15 protein-coding genes are annotated in these 16,417 nt (G+C 28.8%); 10 read left to right on the forward strand and 5 right to left on the reverse strand.

The genetic code is table 11. The features are described 5' to 3' along the window. The first annotated feature begins 76 nt into the window (after nucleotides 1-76). The 6 genes from ACFQZW_RS13300 to ACFQZW_RS13325 all read left to right on the forward strand — a co-directional run bounded on the left by ACFQZW_RS13300 (nucleotide 77) and on the right by ACFQZW_RS13325 (nucleotide 7,261). Nucleotides 77-1,171 (forward strand): helix-turn-helix domain-containing protein, encoded by a 1,095-nt coding sequence (locus ACFQZW_RS13300; protein WP_386783638.1) that lies wholly within the window; start codon nucleotides 77-79, stop codon nucleotides 1,169-1,171. Between the two features lie 169 nt (nucleotides 1,172-1,340). Continuing rightward, the gene (locus ACFQZW_RS13305) at nucleotides 1,341-2,432 is read left to right on the forward strand and encodes a DUF2911 domain-containing protein (protein ID WP_298264010.1); all 1,092 of its coding nucleotides are present in this window, start codon (nucleotides 1,341-1,343) and stop codon (nucleotides 2,430-2,432) included. Between the two features lie 10 nt (nucleotides 2,433-2,442). Further along, the gene (locus tag ACFQZW_RS13310; RefSeq protein WP_298264009.1) at nucleotides 2,443-3,810 is read left to right on the forward strand and encodes a PDZ domain-containing protein; all 1,368 of its coding nucleotides are present in this window, start codon (nucleotides 2,443-2,445) and stop codon (nucleotides 3,808-3,810) included. A gap of 1 nt (nucleotide 3,811) precedes the next feature. Further along, the gene (locus tag ACFQZW_RS13315) at nucleotides 3,812-5,341 is read left to right on the forward strand and encodes a hypothetical protein (protein ID WP_298286953.1); all 1,530 of its coding nucleotides are present in this window, start codon (nucleotides 3,812-3,814) and stop codon (nucleotides 5,339-5,341) included. 127 nt (nucleotides 5,342-5,468) lie between these two features. Further along, nucleotides 5,469-6,005 (forward strand): hypothetical protein, encoded by a 537-nt coding sequence (locus tag ACFQZW_RS13320; RefSeq protein WP_298264007.1) that lies wholly within the window; start codon nucleotides 5,469-5,471, stop codon nucleotides 6,003-6,005. Beyond that, nucleotides 6,002-7,261: a DUF885 family protein gene (locus ACFQZW_RS13325; RefSeq protein ID WP_372801575.1), complete on the forward strand. Its 1,260-nt coding sequence runs from the start codon at nucleotides 6,002-6,004 to the stop codon at nucleotides 7,259-7,261. The genes ACFQZW_RS13320 and ACFQZW_RS13325 overlap by 4 nt, the downstream gene beginning before the upstream one ends. A gap of 64 nt (nucleotides 7,262-7,325) precedes the next feature. On the opposite strand, the gene ACFQZW_RS13330 is transcribed toward ACFQZW_RS13325, so the two are convergent. Both ACFQZW_RS13330 and ACFQZW_RS13335 read right to left on the reverse strand, forming a co-directional pair. After that, nucleotides 7,326-8,771 (reverse strand): glyceraldehyde-3-phosphate dehydrogenase, encoded by a 1,446-nt coding sequence (locus tag ACFQZW_RS13330; protein WP_298264005.1) that lies wholly within the window; start codon nucleotides 8,769-8,771, stop codon nucleotides 7,326-7,328. Nucleotides 8,772-8,889: 118 nt separating this feature from the next. Continuing rightward, nucleotides 8,890-10,299, reverse strand: coding sequence for a trypsin-like peptidase domain-containing protein (locus ACFQZW_RS13335; protein WP_298264004.1), 1,410 nt, complete (start codon nucleotides 10,297-10,299; stop codon nucleotides 8,890-8,892). A gap of 163 nt (nucleotides 10,300-10,462) precedes the next feature. On the opposite strand from ACFQZW_RS13335, the gene dapF reads away from it, so the two are divergent. From dapF to ACFQZW_RS13355, 4 genes are all read left to right on the forward strand, one after another. Continuing rightward, on the forward strand, nucleotides 10,463-11,242 hold the full coding sequence (gene dapF / locus ACFQZW_RS13340; protein ID WP_372801581.1) for a diaminopimelate epimerase: 780 nt from the start codon (nucleotides 10,463-10,465) through the stop codon (nucleotides 11,240-11,242). Beyond that, nucleotides 11,242-11,763, forward strand: coding sequence for a GNAT family N-acetyltransferase (locus ACFQZW_RS13345; RefSeq protein ID WP_386783644.1), 522 nt, complete (start codon nucleotides 11,242-11,244; stop codon nucleotides 11,761-11,763). Before dapF ends, ACFQZW_RS13345 begins: the two co-directional genes overlap by 1 nt. 1 nt (nucleotide 11,764) lies before the next feature. After that, nucleotides 11,765-12,799: an endolytic transglycosylase MltG gene (mltG, locus tag ACFQZW_RS13350; protein ID WP_386783646.1), complete on the forward strand. Its 1,035-nt coding sequence runs from the start codon at nucleotides 11,765-11,767 to the stop codon at nucleotides 12,797-12,799. Nucleotides 12,800-13,003: 204 nt separating this feature from the next. Further along, the gene (locus ACFQZW_RS13355) at nucleotides 13,004-13,621 is read left to right on the forward strand and encodes a peptidoglycan-binding protein LysM (RefSeq protein WP_363317283.1); all 618 of its coding nucleotides are present in this window, start codon (nucleotides 13,004-13,006) and stop codon (nucleotides 13,619-13,621) included. Between the two features lie 54 nt (nucleotides 13,622-13,675). Here the strand turns inward: ACFQZW_RS13355 and ACFQZW_RS13360 are convergent, their stop codons facing one another. The 3 genes from ACFQZW_RS13360 to dnaA are packed head-to-tail and all read right to left on the reverse strand — an operon-like array spanning nucleotide 13,676 to nucleotide 16,278. Beyond that, nucleotides 13,676-14,392: an SAM-dependent methyltransferase gene (locus tag ACFQZW_RS13360; RefSeq protein ID WP_298264000.1), complete on the reverse strand. Its 717-nt coding sequence runs from the start codon at nucleotides 14,390-14,392 to the stop codon at nucleotides 13,676-13,678. Beyond that, on the reverse strand, nucleotides 14,385-14,846 hold the full coding sequence (locus ACFQZW_RS13365) for a low molecular weight protein-tyrosine-phosphatase (RefSeq protein WP_298286959.1): 462 nt from the start codon (nucleotides 14,844-14,846) through the stop codon (nucleotides 14,385-14,387). Before ACFQZW_RS13365 ends, ACFQZW_RS13360 begins: the two co-directional genes overlap by 8 nt. Nucleotides 14,847-14,850: 4 nt before the next feature. Next, nucleotides 14,851-16,278, reverse strand: coding sequence for a chromosomal replication initiator protein DnaA (gene dnaA / locus ACFQZW_RS13370; RefSeq protein WP_298263997.1), 1,428 nt, complete (start codon nucleotides 16,276-16,278; stop codon nucleotides 14,851-14,853). Nucleotides 16,279-16,417 lie beyond the last annotated feature (139 nt).

Here is a 16,417-nt window from a genome sequence, read left to right on the forward strand (position 1 = left end):
GTAGAGGCTTTTTGTTTAACATTTCATATACATTCTTTATTTTCATTTTTATTAGCTTTGTTAAAATTAAATTTTAATGGAGTTAACAATGACACTACAATATATTTCAGTTTTTAACTTTTTATTAATTGCTGCTTTAATTTTTTTAATGAAACGAAAAGTTAAAGTTCCAGTAATTATTTTTTCATTTTTTTTAGCTGGAAAAGGTATTACACTATTAAGTAATATACTTTTATCAGAAATAACTGAGGTTTCTACAGAAGTTCTGTTTGGTGTATTATTGAATTCATTTCTATTTTTTTATGCTCCATTTTTATACTTTTTCGCAAAAGCTATAACGAGTCTTCAATTTAATTTCAAAAGAAATTACTTACATTTTATACCTTTCATTATTTATGCTATTTTTAATATAACTCAAGTATTTTTATTCAAGTTAAATATTAAGAGTAATACATTTAGCTCTTTTGCTTTAATCTTTAATGAAATTGTGGCTTATGCATATTATATACAGGTTTTTAGTTATACTTTTTTTGCTCTTAAGACTATTAAAAATTTAAATTTTGAATACAACCACCAATATAAAACAGTTCAATTCTTAAAAAGCATCTTATTGCTATTTATAATTATTTGGTTTGTATTTTTTATTCATTTTGCAATAAACAACTACTTCCAAAATCCTAATTTGTCAAACAACTTTAAATTTATTGGAATCCTTTTATTACTTATTTTATCGAACCTAACTTTAGTATTTATGGTAAAAAATCCTGAAGTATTTTTTTTACAAGAGGCATTTGAAACTAAAAAAAATAAAACTCAAAATAAGTTCATAAATGAAGCTAATTATAAAAAAATATGCGATTTAATGTTTGAAAAAGAATTGTATAAAAACCCAAATTTCAAAGTAGTAGAACTATCAGAATTAACAGGAATTTCTAGTAGAAATACTTCAGCTATTATCAAATCTTTTCACGGCACAAACTTTTATGATTTTGTTAATTCTTATCGAATTGAGGAAGCAAAAAAACTACTTAAAACTAATAATGAGGAGTTAACTATTTTAAAAATTTTATACGATGCTGGCTTCAATAGCAAATCTGTTTTTAATGCTGCTTTTAAAAAGAAAGAAGGTGTTACCCCTTCTGAATTTAAAAAAAACATGCTCCATTTTTGAATTAAAATTACTTCTTAAAATCTTCTAAAAAATTAATTTTTACTGTTAAAAAAAGTTAAAAATAGGTTCTAATAATTGCGAATACACAAATTAGGTCGCCTAAAACCATCAGTTCATATAGATTTGTCGCTATTGATTCACTAATTTAAAATTTTCAAAGACAATCATTATGAAAAAAAATACCTTACTATTATTATTTTGTGTTTTTACAATAAACCTCACAGCGCAATTTCATACGCTTAATATCCCTAAAAGAAGTCAGCCTGTTGTTGAAAAACAACGATTAGGAGTTACAGATATTACTATTACATACAGTTCACCAAAATTAAGAGATAGAGATGTATGGAACAATACAAATGTAATTCCTCAACAAGGAAAACCTATTGCTTGGCGCGCTGGCGCAGACATGAATACAACCATTTCTTTTTCAACTGATGTAACTTTAGAAGGACAAACTTTGGCTGCTGGTAAATACGGTTTTCATATTATTCCCGAAAATGATTCATACACTTTACTATTTGCTCATAAAAATAACCAATGGGGTAGTTATTACTTAGATATTGAAAAAGATGTAACACTACGAGTAAAAGTAAACCCTGAGACTTGTACAAAATCAGAACAATTAGATTTTGAGTTTCTAAATAGAACAGATAATTCACTGGTTATCGGGCTGGAATGGGGAGAAAAACGCATTCCTTTTAAAGTAGAAGTAGATTTAAACAAAACAGTAATAGAAAGCTTTAGAAATGAACTTCGTGGAATTAACACCTATCACTGGCAAGCTTGGAATGATGCTGCAAACTGGTGCTTAAATCATAATACCAATCTTGATGAAGCTTTAAAATGGATTAATCGTTCCATTAATGGTGGTTATAATGGGTTTGCAGCCAATAAAAACTTAACCAATTTATCCACAAAAATTAGTATACTTAAAAAGTTAAATAAAAATAATGAAATTGAAAAGGTAAAAAAAGAAGCTAAAGAGTTACATACTACTGCTAATGAAGCTAATAGCTTTGGTATTTTCTTGTTAAGAAATGGATTCTATAATGATGCTTTTGAATATAATAACAAAAAATTTAAACAATTTCCAGATTCGTGGTTTTTATTATTAAACAGAGGTTTAAGCAACTATTTTTTAAATAACACTAAAGATGCCTTAAAAGATGTAAAGCAAGTGATAAAAGTAGCTCCAGAGCATTTTCATAACCGCTTAAATGAAATTATCTTAGAAATTAAGTCAGGAACTTACAAACTTTAAAATAAAAATAATGAAATTACTTAAAACTATATTGGTTGTTATAGCTTTCACATTAGTGCAAACTTCTGTAGAAAGTCAAACACTTAAACGCAAAGGGATGTTGGGAATAATGATGCAAAACTTAACAGATAGTATTGCTTCTCAAAATAAATTAACTATCAAAAATGGGGTGTATATTAACACTGTAATGCCAAATTCTACTTTTTCAAACTTGGGTATAAAACAAGGTGATGTACTAACCAAACTAAATGGAATTTCAGTAAATACTATTCAAGATGTACTAACTATTACAAGTGAACTCTTTGAAGGTGATAGTATTGAAGCTGAGTTTTATTCAAAAAACAAAAAACAACTTAAAAAAACTGAATTACTAGGAAGACCTATTGAAAAATTTAATAACGGAAATGTTTTTTATGGAGAAGTGGCTTATAAAGACAATTTATTACGTTCAATTTTGGTAACTCCTAAAAATATTAAGAATCCGCCTGTTGTTTATTTTCTACAAGGTTACACTTGTGGTTCAGTTGAAACTGCCTCTGACCACAATCCAAGTAAAAAATTATTTAATGATTGGGTAAATGCTGGATTTGCAGTATTTAGAGTTGAAAAACCTGGTGTGGGTGATAGTAAGTGTAAAGTGAATTGTTTGGAGATTGGTTTTACTGAAGAACTACAGGCTTTTAAGGAAGGATATAAATATTTGTTACAACAGCAAAGTATTGACTCAACAAATATTTTTTTATTCGGGCATTCAATGGGAGGCGTAATTGCACCACTGTTAAATAAATACTATAGACCAAAAGGAATAATTACTTACGGAACTGTAGCAAAATCTTGGTACGATTATATGGTTGATTTGTACACCATTCAACCAAAACATTTTGGCACATCAGATGCTGAAATTAAAGAAAATAATAAAGTTAATTTAAAATTCAATAACGATTTGTTAATCAATAAATTATCAGGTGAAGAAATGTTAAAAAACAAAGACTATGCCGAATTTTTTAACGTTAACGATTTTAAAAGGAATCAATACATTGGTCGTCATTTTAAATTTTGGCAATCTTTAGCCGATATCAACATCCCTAAAGCTTGGACTAAAGTAAAAACCAATGTATTGGCACTTCACGGAGAATTTGATATTCAAGCTATAAATTCCGATGGAGCTCAAGAACTGATTAACATAGTAAACAAAAATGGAGGAAATGGAACTTTTATTTTAGTTAAAAATGCTGATCACGGATTTATCAATTTTAACTCCATGCAACACAATGTTGAAACATTGGGTAATGGTACTTATATGAATTATGCCAGAGATAATTTTAATAAAAAAATTGGCGAAGAAAGTATAAATTGGATGAAATCAATCATAAAATAAGATGAAACTAAAACTAATATTATTTTTAAATTTTATATTCATTTCATTTACTAGTTGCTCACAAGAAGTGAATTTATTAATAAGTGACAAACAATGGAAGGAGGATTTGATTTTTTTAAAAGAAAAAGTTGAAAAGACGTTTCCTTCTTTTCAAAACTCAATACATAAAAATGAATTTGAACGTATTTTTAATGAAACGCTGAGCTCTGACATACAAACTATTGAAAAAAGAGTTTACGCTTTACAACGAGTTTTAAATACATTAAACGATGAAGGTTGTAATATTCCTTTATTCCAAGAGGGGCTTGACCTTCAGGTTTTACCAATAAAGCCCTACTGGTTTAATGATGGAATGTACATCTTAGACGCTTCAACTGATTACAGAGAGTTCATAGGAAAAAAAATTACAAAAATTAATGGTTTTTCACTTGAAGAAGTATTTGAAAAAACTAACAACTATTTAAATGCTGATAACGATTACTATCGCAGCTATCTATTTCAAGTATATGGCTTTATGCCTTCACTTTTAAAAACAATAGGGTTAAGTGAATTTACCGACCAAGTTGTATTAGAACTCAATTCAGAAGAACAGATAACAATGAAGGCTGCTTCAATTTCTGAATATTCAAAATTAGATAGAAAACTACCAAATGATGGGTATTTTAATGTTAAAAATAAAAGCTACAAAGGAAAAAACTATTGGTTTGAACTTATCCCAAACACTAAAACTTTATTTGTTCAACTACAACAAATCGTTAATGATAAAAAAGATAATTCATTTTCCAAATTTGTTGATACTATTGAAAAATTGATAAATACAAATAAAGCTGAAAAACTAATTATCGACATTCGTTATGGAGGTGGCGGAAATGGTTTTAAGTTAAAAGGGTTTACCGATTTATTGAAAAGTTCAAAAAACATCAACCAAAAAGGGAAACTATTTGTTTTAACTAGCAAAGCTACAAGAGGAACTTTATTAGAGTTAGCTTCAATTTTAAATCAAAATACTAAAGCTATTTTGGTTGGGGAACCTACAGCTGAAGGTGTAAATACTGTTGGAGATATTACATATATAACTTTACCAAATTCAGGATTAAAAGCATCATTAACACATACTTTTTGGGCAACAAGTTGGAAGCAAGATAACAGTACTTATTTAAATCCAGAAATAAAAGTTAACTATCAATACTCTGATTATAAAGAAAATATAGACACTTGGTTAACAGCAGTTGAAAACTGTAAACTTAATTCAGATCAACAACAAATCCCGAAAGAAATCGCAAAACAACTTGAGGGTACTTATAAAATAAATGGAAGAAAAATTGCTATTAATACTCAAGGAGAACAGCTATTTTTAACAATGAATAGAAAAATGAAAAGTTTTTTTGAAATCAAAACAGAACTTTATTTTCAATCGGAAGGAATTATTTCAACAGACATAAAGAATGTTTACTTAAAATACATAAATAACAATGGAAAAATTAATTTAAACTCTTTAGTATGGAAAAAATTAGAATTAGAAATTCAATAATTCACTTTTTAGCTTTAACCTTTGTTATAATTAGTAGTTGCTCTAATAAAACTGATAATTTTCGGCTGTATGCAAATACAAAAACACCTGTAAAATTAGGTGAGGAAACATTATAGAGAGACTCTGTATGGATTGGAATATTTGGAAATCAAAAAGAATAAACGGTGAATGGCAAAAACCTATGCCTTTTTTTGAAAAAAATATAGAAGGAAATCGATTTTATCCGTATTTAACAAATAGTGGAAATCTCTATTTTTCAATAACACCTCACGGCTCGGGAAATAGTGACTTATACGTTTCTAAATATAAAAATGGGAACTATCAAAAACCTTCACCACTTATAAATATTAATTCAGAAAAATTAGAAGGTGATGCCTTTTTATCTCCAGATGAAAGTTATTTAATATTTGCTGGTTTTGGAAGAGGTCAAAATCTTGGTAAATCAGATTTATACATAAGCTTTAATGAAAATGGTACATGGTCAGTACCAGTTTGGATGGGTAAAGAAATTAATTCTCAAGGATATGATGGAAGTCCGTTTGTAACTAAAGATAGAAAATATTTAATTTTTACAAGTAGTAGAGGAAGTACTGATGAAAATACCTTTTTTAATCACTATATAATTCGTTTTAATTCTGAAAAATACAACCAAAAGTTAATATGAAACTAAAACCTATACTAATATTTTTATATATAACCCAACTCTCTGTTGCCCAAAATAGTTTTAACCAGTTACAAAAACTGTTTGTAAAAGAATATACTGCGTTAGAAATTCCAAATCTTCAAATAAATTATGTTCAAAATTTAAACTCCATTAAAAATAAAATGGATATCGAAAAACAAGAAAAATTCTTCTTGAAAATTAAAAAAAATTTAAAACAGGTTCCATTCCAGAATTTAACGGAGTATGAAAAGTTAGATTATCAAATAATGAAGTATGAAACAGTATTAAATTTAGAACGGATAGCTCTCGAAAAACAATGGGATACCTCAATCAAATTAGATGATAATAAAAGTATTTATACAATTAAAAACGGCAAAAAGTGGTATGCTTATTTATTAAAACGTTGGGTAAATGCTAACGTAAATCCTGATGATATTTTTCAATTTGGTTTACGAGAAATTGAATTTGTAAAAACTCAAATGACTCAACTTCAAAAAAAATCAGGGCACCATAAAATTAATTTTGATAAGTTCTTAAAGGATTCTTCATTCTTCTATTTTAAAGTAAGTGATATTCAAAAAGCATTTGAAAAAACCAAACTCTTGGTAAACAAAAAGGCTGATACATTGTTTCCGTACATTAATAAAGTTCAAGATGTAAAAATTAAAAAAGGTAACAACCCTTCTTTAGCACAAGTACCTGCATATTATAACAATGGAACATTTTTCTATAATTATTTTGATAAGCCATTCAACAAGCGTCAAATTGATTGGATTTATATTCATGAAGCAATTCCAGGGCATCATTACCAGTTTATGATAAACAATCTAATTCATAGAACAGAAATTCAAGCATTATTTTGGTATCCAGGTTTTGCTGAAGGTTGGGGAGCTTATGTTGAGTTTTTAGGAAAAGAATTAGGTGCATACAAAACCATTTATGATGAGTATGGGAAATGGGAATGGGATCTAATCCGTTCAGTACGGGTTGCTTTAGATGTAGGTATAAACTATTATGGTTGGTCTGACATAAAAGCACAAAATTTTTGGAAAAAATATATCATAAATAAAGACGACATTGGTTTACGAGAAATTGAACGAATGAAACGTTGGCCTGCACAAGTTGTAACATATAAATATGGCGCTAACATATTTTTAAATAAGTTGGATAAAGCAAAAAAAGAAAATGAATTTTCATATAAGAGTTTTCATAAACATCTATTAAAATATGGTGATATTCCATTAGAGTTATTATAAAAAAACCTCAACAAATGTTGAGGCTTTTTTGTATAAAATAGTGTAAATATAAAGTAACAATATACTAATAGTACGTAAATCTTCGTACTTGTGAAATATACCTTGCCAACCTTATTACTTGATGACTATATCCGTATTCATTATCGTACCAGACATATAGAATTACGTTTTTTCCATCATTATTAGAAATGGTTGCATTGCTATCAAATATTGCTGGTGCAGAAGTTCCAACAATATCTGAAGAAACCAATTCATTGCTTAAAGAATATTTAATTTGCTCAACCAAATCACCTTCTAAAGCATACTTTTTCATTACTGAATTAATTGTTTCTTTACTTGCAGCATTTTCCAGTCTTAAATTTAAAATTGCTAAACTTCCGTTAGGCACAGGAACTCTAATAGCATTTGATGTTAACTTACCTTCAAATGAAGGCAATGCTTTAGAAACAGCACTACCAGCACCAGTTTCAGTAATTACCATATTTAAAGCTGCTGCTCTTCCTCTTCGATATTTTTTATGCATATTATCCACTAAATTTTGATCATTTGTATATGCATGAATCGTTTCTAAATGTCCGTTTATTACACCAAAACTATCTTCCATAACTTTTAAAACAGGTGTAATTGCATTAGTAGTACAAGAAGCTGCTGAAAAAACATCAACTTTAGTAGGTTCATATTCTAAATGATTAACACCGTGAACTATGTTTGGAACTCCTTTACCTGGCGCAGTAAGTAAAACTTTAGACACGCCTTTAGATGCTAAATGCCTGCTTAAAGCTTCTTTATCTCTAAAAGCTCCCGTATTGTCAATTACTAAAGCATCAAAAATACCATAAGAAGTATAATCAATTTCTTCAGGTGAATTTGCTGAAATTATATTTACTGTAGTTCCATTTATGATCAAAGCTTGTTTTTCTATATCAGCACTTACAGTTCCAGGAAAATCACCATGTACGGAATCATTTCTTAATAATGCTGCTCTTTTTTCTAAAACCGTTTCTGTTATTTCACCTCTTGTAACAATAGCTCTTAAGCGCATTAAATTACCTTTTCCTGTACGAGTCATTAATTCTCGAGCTAATAGCCTTCCTATTCTTCCAAAGCCATATAATACAACGTCTTTTGGCTCAATTCCATTTATTTTTTTTGCATCACTTAATTTTTCAGCAATAAAGTCTTCAATATTTTTACTATTACTCTCTATATGATACTCATACACCAATTTACCAATATCAATTTTTGAAGGCGATAATTTTTGATTCTTAATTTCACGCGCAATTTCAACAGCATCAAATATTGAAATTGGTTTTTCTACAAATTCACTAGCATACTCAACTAAGTTAAGTATTTCACTAACATTTCTATCAATTAATTGATTTCTAAAAAGAATTAGTTCTATGGTATCATCATACCATAAATCGCTAATAATTCTAATAAATTCTACTGTAGCTCTTCGCCTATCTGCTTGAAAGGCGAGTTCTTTTTCGTAAAGTTCGTTGTAAGACATTTTAGTTGTGTGTTGTTAAAAATTTTTGCAAAAGTACCAATTTCAAACGTTTTCGCAACTCTTTTTTGTAAAAAAAATCCTTTCAATTTTTGAAAGGATTTTATACACAATCTAACAACTACCTAAAAATATAGCGTTCTACCTCTCCATCTAAGTTTAACATTTCAATACGTAATACCTCGTTAGCTGCTTTGGTAGAAATCATTTCAGTAACATCATCAACAGAGTTTACTTTTTGATTATTGATAGAAGTAATTACATATCCTTTTCGTACTCCATAATACAACAATTCTTTATTGGTAATATCTGTAACTTTTACTCCATTAGAAACTTTTAGTTTTTTCAATTCTTTGGCATCTAAATTTTTCAATTCTAAACCTAAAGAGTTTACTTTACTCATTTCATTTTTACTCAATTTAACATTTGCAGTATATTCGTGTCCTTCTCTTACATAAGTTACTTTTATTACATCTCCAGGACGTTTGGTATTTAAAAAACCTGTTAAATTAGCATATGATGTTATTTTTACTCCATCAGCTTGAATGATTACATCGTCTTTTTTAAGTCCTGCTTTTTTAGCTCCAGAGTTTTCGGATACAGAAGAAATATAAAAACCTTCTGTTAAATCTATATCTAAATCTTGAGCAACTTTTCCATTTAACTCACCTCCTTGCACTCCTAAAATTGCCTTATGTACAGTTCCAAACTCCATTAAATCTTCAATTACTTTTTTTGCAATATTGGAAGGAACAGCAAATGAATAGCCTATAAAAGAGCCTGTTCTAGAAGAAATTGCGGTATTAATACCTATTAATTCACCTCTAACATTTACCAAGGCTCCTCCACTATTACCAGGGTTAACTGCGGCATCAGTTTGTATAAATGAATCTGTAATTGGACCATTCCCTTCTAAATCTCTACCTTTTGCACTGATAATTCCTGCAGTAACTGTTGACGTTAAATTATATGGATTTCCAACGGCTAACACCCACTCACCTACTTTTACATTGTCAGAATTAGCAAAGGTAATATAGGGCAACTCTTTTTCATCAATTTTAAGGAGTGCTATATCATTTATAGCATCGTTTCCAATAATTTTAGCTTTATAAACTTTCTTATTATTTAAAGTTACTTCAATATCTGTAGCGTCTTTTACTACATGATTGTTGGTAATAATGTATCCATCGGATGAAAAAATTACACCACTACCAGTACCAACTTGCGAATAATGTTTAATTCCATTTCCTTGTCCGTAAAAAAACTCTGCAAAAGGGTCTCTCACTGTTTTATAAGACGTGTTTTTTACGTGAACTACAGCATTTAATGTTTTTTCAGCAGCTATGGTAAAATCAGTATCTTCAATGGCAGTTCCTAACGTATTTGTATAATTTGTCTTGACCGCCAATGGTTTTGACTCAACTGCTTTTTCAATAACAACTTGTGGCTTTTCAATAAATAATTTATAAGCACCTAAAGTAAGTGCTCCTCCTAAAGCCGAAAATAACACAATACTAATTATTCTTTTCATCTTTAATATTTTTATAAATTAACATTCAAAATTAAAATTTTATTGCTTTTCAAAAACTCCTTTAACGCTTTATTAACGCTCATTTAACCATATTTAACATTTCTTGGTTTCATCATTATCTTTAATCAAAAAACCTACAATGAAATTTACTACATTTGCACTAATGAAATTACATTTTTACAAATATCAAGGCACTGGAAACGATTTTATCATGATAGATAATCGAAATTTATCGTTTCCAAAAACTAACATTTCGCTTATTAACAAACTGTGTGACAGACGTTTTGGAATAGGTGCAGATGGTTTAATTTTATTAGAACCTTCGAATAAACAAGATTTTAAAATGGTTTATTTTAATGCCGATGGAAATGAAGGAAGCATGTGTGGAAATGGAGGGAGATGCTTGGTTGCATTTGCAAAACAGCTTGGTATAATAACTTATAAAACTACTTTTGATGCTGTAGACGGATTGCATTATGCTACTATTGAAAATAACATAGTTAGCTTAAAAATGATTGATGTAACTGAAATAGAAATTGCTAAAGAATACACTTTTTTAAATACAGGATCTCCACACCATATCAGCTTCTGTAAAAATATATCGACTATAAATGTAAAAGAAGTAGGTTCAAAAATTAGATATGGAGCTCCTTATTTTGAAGAAGGAACCAATGTAAATTTTGTTGAACAATTAACTAACAATTCATTCAAAGTTAGAACCTACGAACGTGGTGTTGAAGATGAGACTTTAGCTTGTGGAACAGGTGTTACTGCGGTTGCAATTGCAGCAAATAAAACTAATATCACCAATTCTAACACTATTAAAATTGAAGTTTTAGGAGGAAACTTAGAAGTCTCTTTTGAAAAAAAGAATACCTCCTACACAAATGTTTTTTTAAAAGGACCTGCTCAATTTGTATTTGAAGGGAATATTACAATTTAATGGCTATTTTATTAGGTAAAAATATCAATTTAAGAGCTTTAGAGCCTGAAGATTTAAACTTTTTGTTTTCAACAGAAAACAATGAACTTTTTTGGGAAATAAGCAGCACGCAGTTACCTTATTCAAAATACGTACTAAAAAAATATCTTGAAAACGCACATCAGGATATTTATGAAGCCAAACAATATAGGTTTGTAATTAGTGATTTTGACGACATTCCTGTTGGGATGATTGATTTATTTGATTTTAACCCACTTCATAAAAGAGTTGGAATTGGAATTTTATTACTACCTCAATATCAAAATAAAGGCTATGGATCCGAAGCTCTTGAAATGATCATCGATTATGCATTTACCTACTTAGATGTTCATCAAATTTTTGCAAATATTACTTCGGACAATACCAAAAGCATCAGGTTATTTGAAAAACATCATTTTAAAAAAATTGGTGTAAAAAAAGATTGGATTTATTCAAACCCTAACTTTAAAGATGAAGTATTATACCAACTGATTAAATCGTAACATGAATTTAAAAAAACTTATCCTATTAATCATTTCTCTATTATTAATAATAGCTGGTTTTTTAGCATTTAATTTTTACAATAAAATTTACAAACCAAATACTATAAAAGAAGGCTATTTATACATTCCTTCTAATAGTAATTTTACTGAAGTTGAAAATTTAGTTCGTCCATTTTTAAAAAGAGTAAAACCATTTACCTGGGTTGCAGCTAAAAAAAAATATACCAATACCATTAAACCTGGAAAATATCATATTGCCAAAGGAATGAATAATAATGACTTGGTAAATCTATTAAGAAGTGGCAACCAAACTCCTGTAAAATTATCATTCAACAATCAAGACAATTTTAAAAAATTAGCAGGAAGAATATCAGAGCAAATTGAAGCTGATTCCATTTCATTATTAAATGCATTTTATGATCAAAATTTTATAAACAAGCATCACTTTACAAAAAATTCGGCTCTTGGAATGTATATTCCAAATACTTATGAATTTTATTGGAATACAAGCGCTGAAGCATTTAGAGCAAAAATGCTTAAAGAATATCAACGCTTTTGGAATGATGAAAGATTGCAAAAAGCAAAAAAACTAAATCTAACAAAAAATGAAGTAATTACACTTGCTTCAATCGTACAAAAAGAAACTTCAACAGTGAGCGAACGACCAATGGTAGCTAAGTTATATTTAAACAGACTTAAAGATAATTGGCCATTACAAGCAGATCCAACAGTTATATTTGCTTATAAAATGCAATATGGAGAAAATACCACAATAAAAAGAGTTTTAAAAAAAGATTTAAAAATTAATTCTCCATACAATACCTATATAAATTTAGGATTACCTCCTGGACCAATTGCTATGCCTGATATTTCTTCAATTGAAGCAGTTTTAAATCCAGCCAACCATAACTACTATTATATGTGCGCTAGTATTACCAAAATTGGCACACATGAATTTGCAAAAACGCTATCACAACATAATAAAAATGCACTTAAATATCAAAATTGGCTTAATAAACAAGGCGTGAATAGATAATTATTAGTCTGTAAAAAAAAGTTTATTAAAAACTTTACAACTCTAAGTAATCTTAATTTACAAAAGTTAAAAATTATTTAATAAAACAGAATATTTGTTAATTATTTATTAAAATAATTATTTTTTTATTAAATTTATTGCCAATATAAAAATATACATTACATTTGCACCCCGAAATTTATAAGGTAATTAAACCTTAAAATTATGAAAAAAGTAATACTATTTTTAAGTTTAATTGTATTAGGAATAATTATTTCTAGTTTTTCAAAAGACACAAAAAACTCGAAAATAAACTTTAATACAACTACATCTGTAGCCTATGTTCCTACAGAAGAAGAAGCAGCTCTTCAAGATTTCAACATTCCTTTTATTGGCAACAAATTTGTTGGGTTTAGAGAGGCTTTAGCATTTAAAGAATCACAAGGTAGATACGAAATTATTAATACACTTGGATATTTAGGAAAATATCAATTTGGAAAATCAACCCTTAGTAGATTTAAAATTTATGACACTCACTCTTTTTTAAGAAATCCAGAATTACAAGAAGATGCATTTTTAGCCTTATGCTCACTTAATAAATGGATTTTAAGAAAAGACATTAAACGAAGTGTTGGAAAAAATATTCACGGAATTGAAATTACAGAATCCGGCATTATTGCAGCTGCTCATTTAGCTGGAGCTGGAAATGTAAAGAAATTTTTAAGAAGCAAAGGTGCTTTTACTTTTGAAGATGCTTATGGCTCTTCAGTTAGGCACTATTTAAAAGAATTTTCAGGTTATGACACTTCTTTTATTAAAGCTAAAAGGAAACCTGTTTTATAATTAGAATAATTTTGGTTAAACAAAAAAGCCTCAACTTAGTGTTGAGGCTTTTTTTTAATCTTTATGAATTATAAAAATGGTGGGTCTTTTATGTAAATCAGGTTGCTGATGTTTCCAATCTTTAATTTCCATCGTTTTAATATATTCGTTTTGCAATGTTATATCACAAGCAATACATAATTTTGCTGTTGGAGTTAATGTACTTTTTAAATCGGCAAACATTTTTTCGTTTCTATAAGGAGTTTCAATAAAAATTTGAGATTGATTTTTTTCTTTTGAAAGTTTTTCAAGGCTTTTTATTACCTTTTTTCTCTCATTAGTTTCAATAGGTAAATACCCATTGAACGTAAAATTTTGACCATTAAAACCCGAAGCCATCATTGCTAAAATAATAGATGAAGGACCAACTAACGGAACCACCTTTATTTCTTTTTCATGAGCTAATTTAACAATTTCTGCTCCTGGATCTGCAATTGCAGGAACACCCGCCTCAGAAATCAAACCTACTGAAATACCTTTTTCACAAACATCTAAATAAGTTTTCACTTCAAATTCATCAGCATATTTATCCAATTTATAAATGGTAAGTGAAGGTTGTGATTTTTTTGGGGTAATTCGTTTTATAAACCTTCTAGCTGTTTTTTCATTTTCTACTATAAAGTGATCGACTTCTTCTATAACTTTTCTTACAGACAAAGGAAGCACCTCTAAAGGTTCACTATCTCCTAAAGTTGTAGGAATCAAATACAAAACCCCTTTTATATCACTCATTTGGATTTATTTTTTTTGAAATAATTTCACAAGCTTCATCTAACATTAAATATACATTTTTAAAACCATAATCTCCTCCATAATAAGGATCTGGAACATCTAAGTTTTCACCTGGAAAAACTTCATTCAAAATGTAGTTTACTTTCTTTTTATCTTCTTCACTTCTAGCCAATGCTATAACATTTGAATAATTGGAGTTATCCATTACATAAATTACATCAAATTTATCAAAATCATCAACGGTAAATTTACGAGCTTTTTGGGTAGAAATATCTATTCCGTATTGTCTTGCTATTGCTATTGAACGTCTATCTGGGTGTTCACCAACATGATACGCCCCAGTTCCAGCAGAATCAATAAAAAAACCTGGTTTTAAAAGTTTAGATTTTAAAATTCCTTCTGCTAATGGAGAGCGGCAAATATTACCGAGACAAACCATTAATACTTTAGTCATTTTATTAAAAAGTAAGTTTTTTAGTTAAATCATCTACGTACTTTCTAAACTGCTTGTCGGTTTCTGTCAAATTATCAACAGTTTTACAAGCGTGAAGCACGGTTGCGTGATCTCTTTTTCCAATTTGAGAACCAATACTTGCTAACGAAGCTTTCGTCATTCTTTTTGCAAAATACATTGCCAATTGACGAGCTTGAACAATATGACGCTTACGAGTTTTAGATTGCAAGGTAGCCACATCTAATTCAAAATAATTAGAAACAATTTTTTGAATATAATCTATAGAAACTTCTCTTTTGGTATTTTTAACAAATTTATCTACAATTTGTTTGGTAAGTGCTAGGGTAAATTCTTTTCTATTAAAAGAAGCTTGAGCAATCATTGAGATTAAAACCCCTTCTAACTCACGAACATTCGACTTTATATTTTTTGCAATATATTCAACTATTTCTTCTGGCATTTCTACACCATCTCTATAGAGTTTATTTTGCAAAATAGACACTCTAGTTTCATAATCAGGAGCTTGTAACTCTGCAGACAACCCCCATTTAAAACGCGATAGCAAACGTTGCTCAATATCCTGCATATCAACAGGCGCCTTATCTGATGTTAAAATAACTTGCTTTCCATTTTGATGCAAGTGATTGAAAATATGGAAAAACACATCTTGAGTTCCTGTTTTACCAGACAAGAATTGAACATCATCAATAATTAATACATCTATCATTTGATAGAAATGAATAAAGTCATTTCTAGTATTTCCCTTTACAGAATCTATGTATTGTTGTGTAAATTTCTCTGAAGAAATGTACAACACTGTTTTGTCTGGATATTTATCTTTAATTTCAACTCCAATAGCATGAGCTATATGAGTTTTTCCTAATCCAACTCCTCCATAAATTAGCAAAGGATTAAATGAAGTTCCTCCAGGTTTATTAGCAACAGCCATTCCTGCCGAACGAGCTAACCTATTAGAATCTCCTTCAACAAAACTTTCGAAATTGTAATTAGGGTTTAATTGAGATTCAATTTTTACCTTTTGAATTCCAGGAATTATAAATGGATTTTTTAATTCTCGTTTATTAATATCTAGTGGAAACGCAACTCCTTGAGGTGTAATTGGGTTTCTATTAGAACTTGGTATTTTTACAGTATGTGGATTGTTACTACTGTAATTATTTTCCATTCTTACATCATAAATCAACTTTGCATCCTCACCCAATTGTTTTACCAAAGCAACTCTTAATAACTTAATATAGTGTTCTTCTAACCATTCGTAAAAAAATTTACTAGGAACCTGAATTGTCAATGCTTCACCTGATAATTTAATTGGTTTAATTGGCTCAAACCAAGTTTTATACGCTTGCTGCTTAATGTTATCCTCTATAAAAGATAGGCATTCCGTCCAAACTGATGATGCAGTTTTATTCATTGGTAATCTAATAAGGTGTATTTAAGTTAATTAGTTTTTAAAAAAGAGTAAACTCCTTTTCCTTTTTTGGTTGTACAAAAATGTGAATATTTTTCAGTATAAAAAAATTAAATATCTATTGATTATTAATTTTTTTTTA

The organism is Lutibacter aestuarii (assembly GCF_042676885.1).
GTDB classification, from domain to species: domain Bacteria; phylum Bacteroidota; class Bacteroidia; order Flavobacteriales; family Flavobacteriaceae; genus Lutibacter; species Lutibacter aestuarii.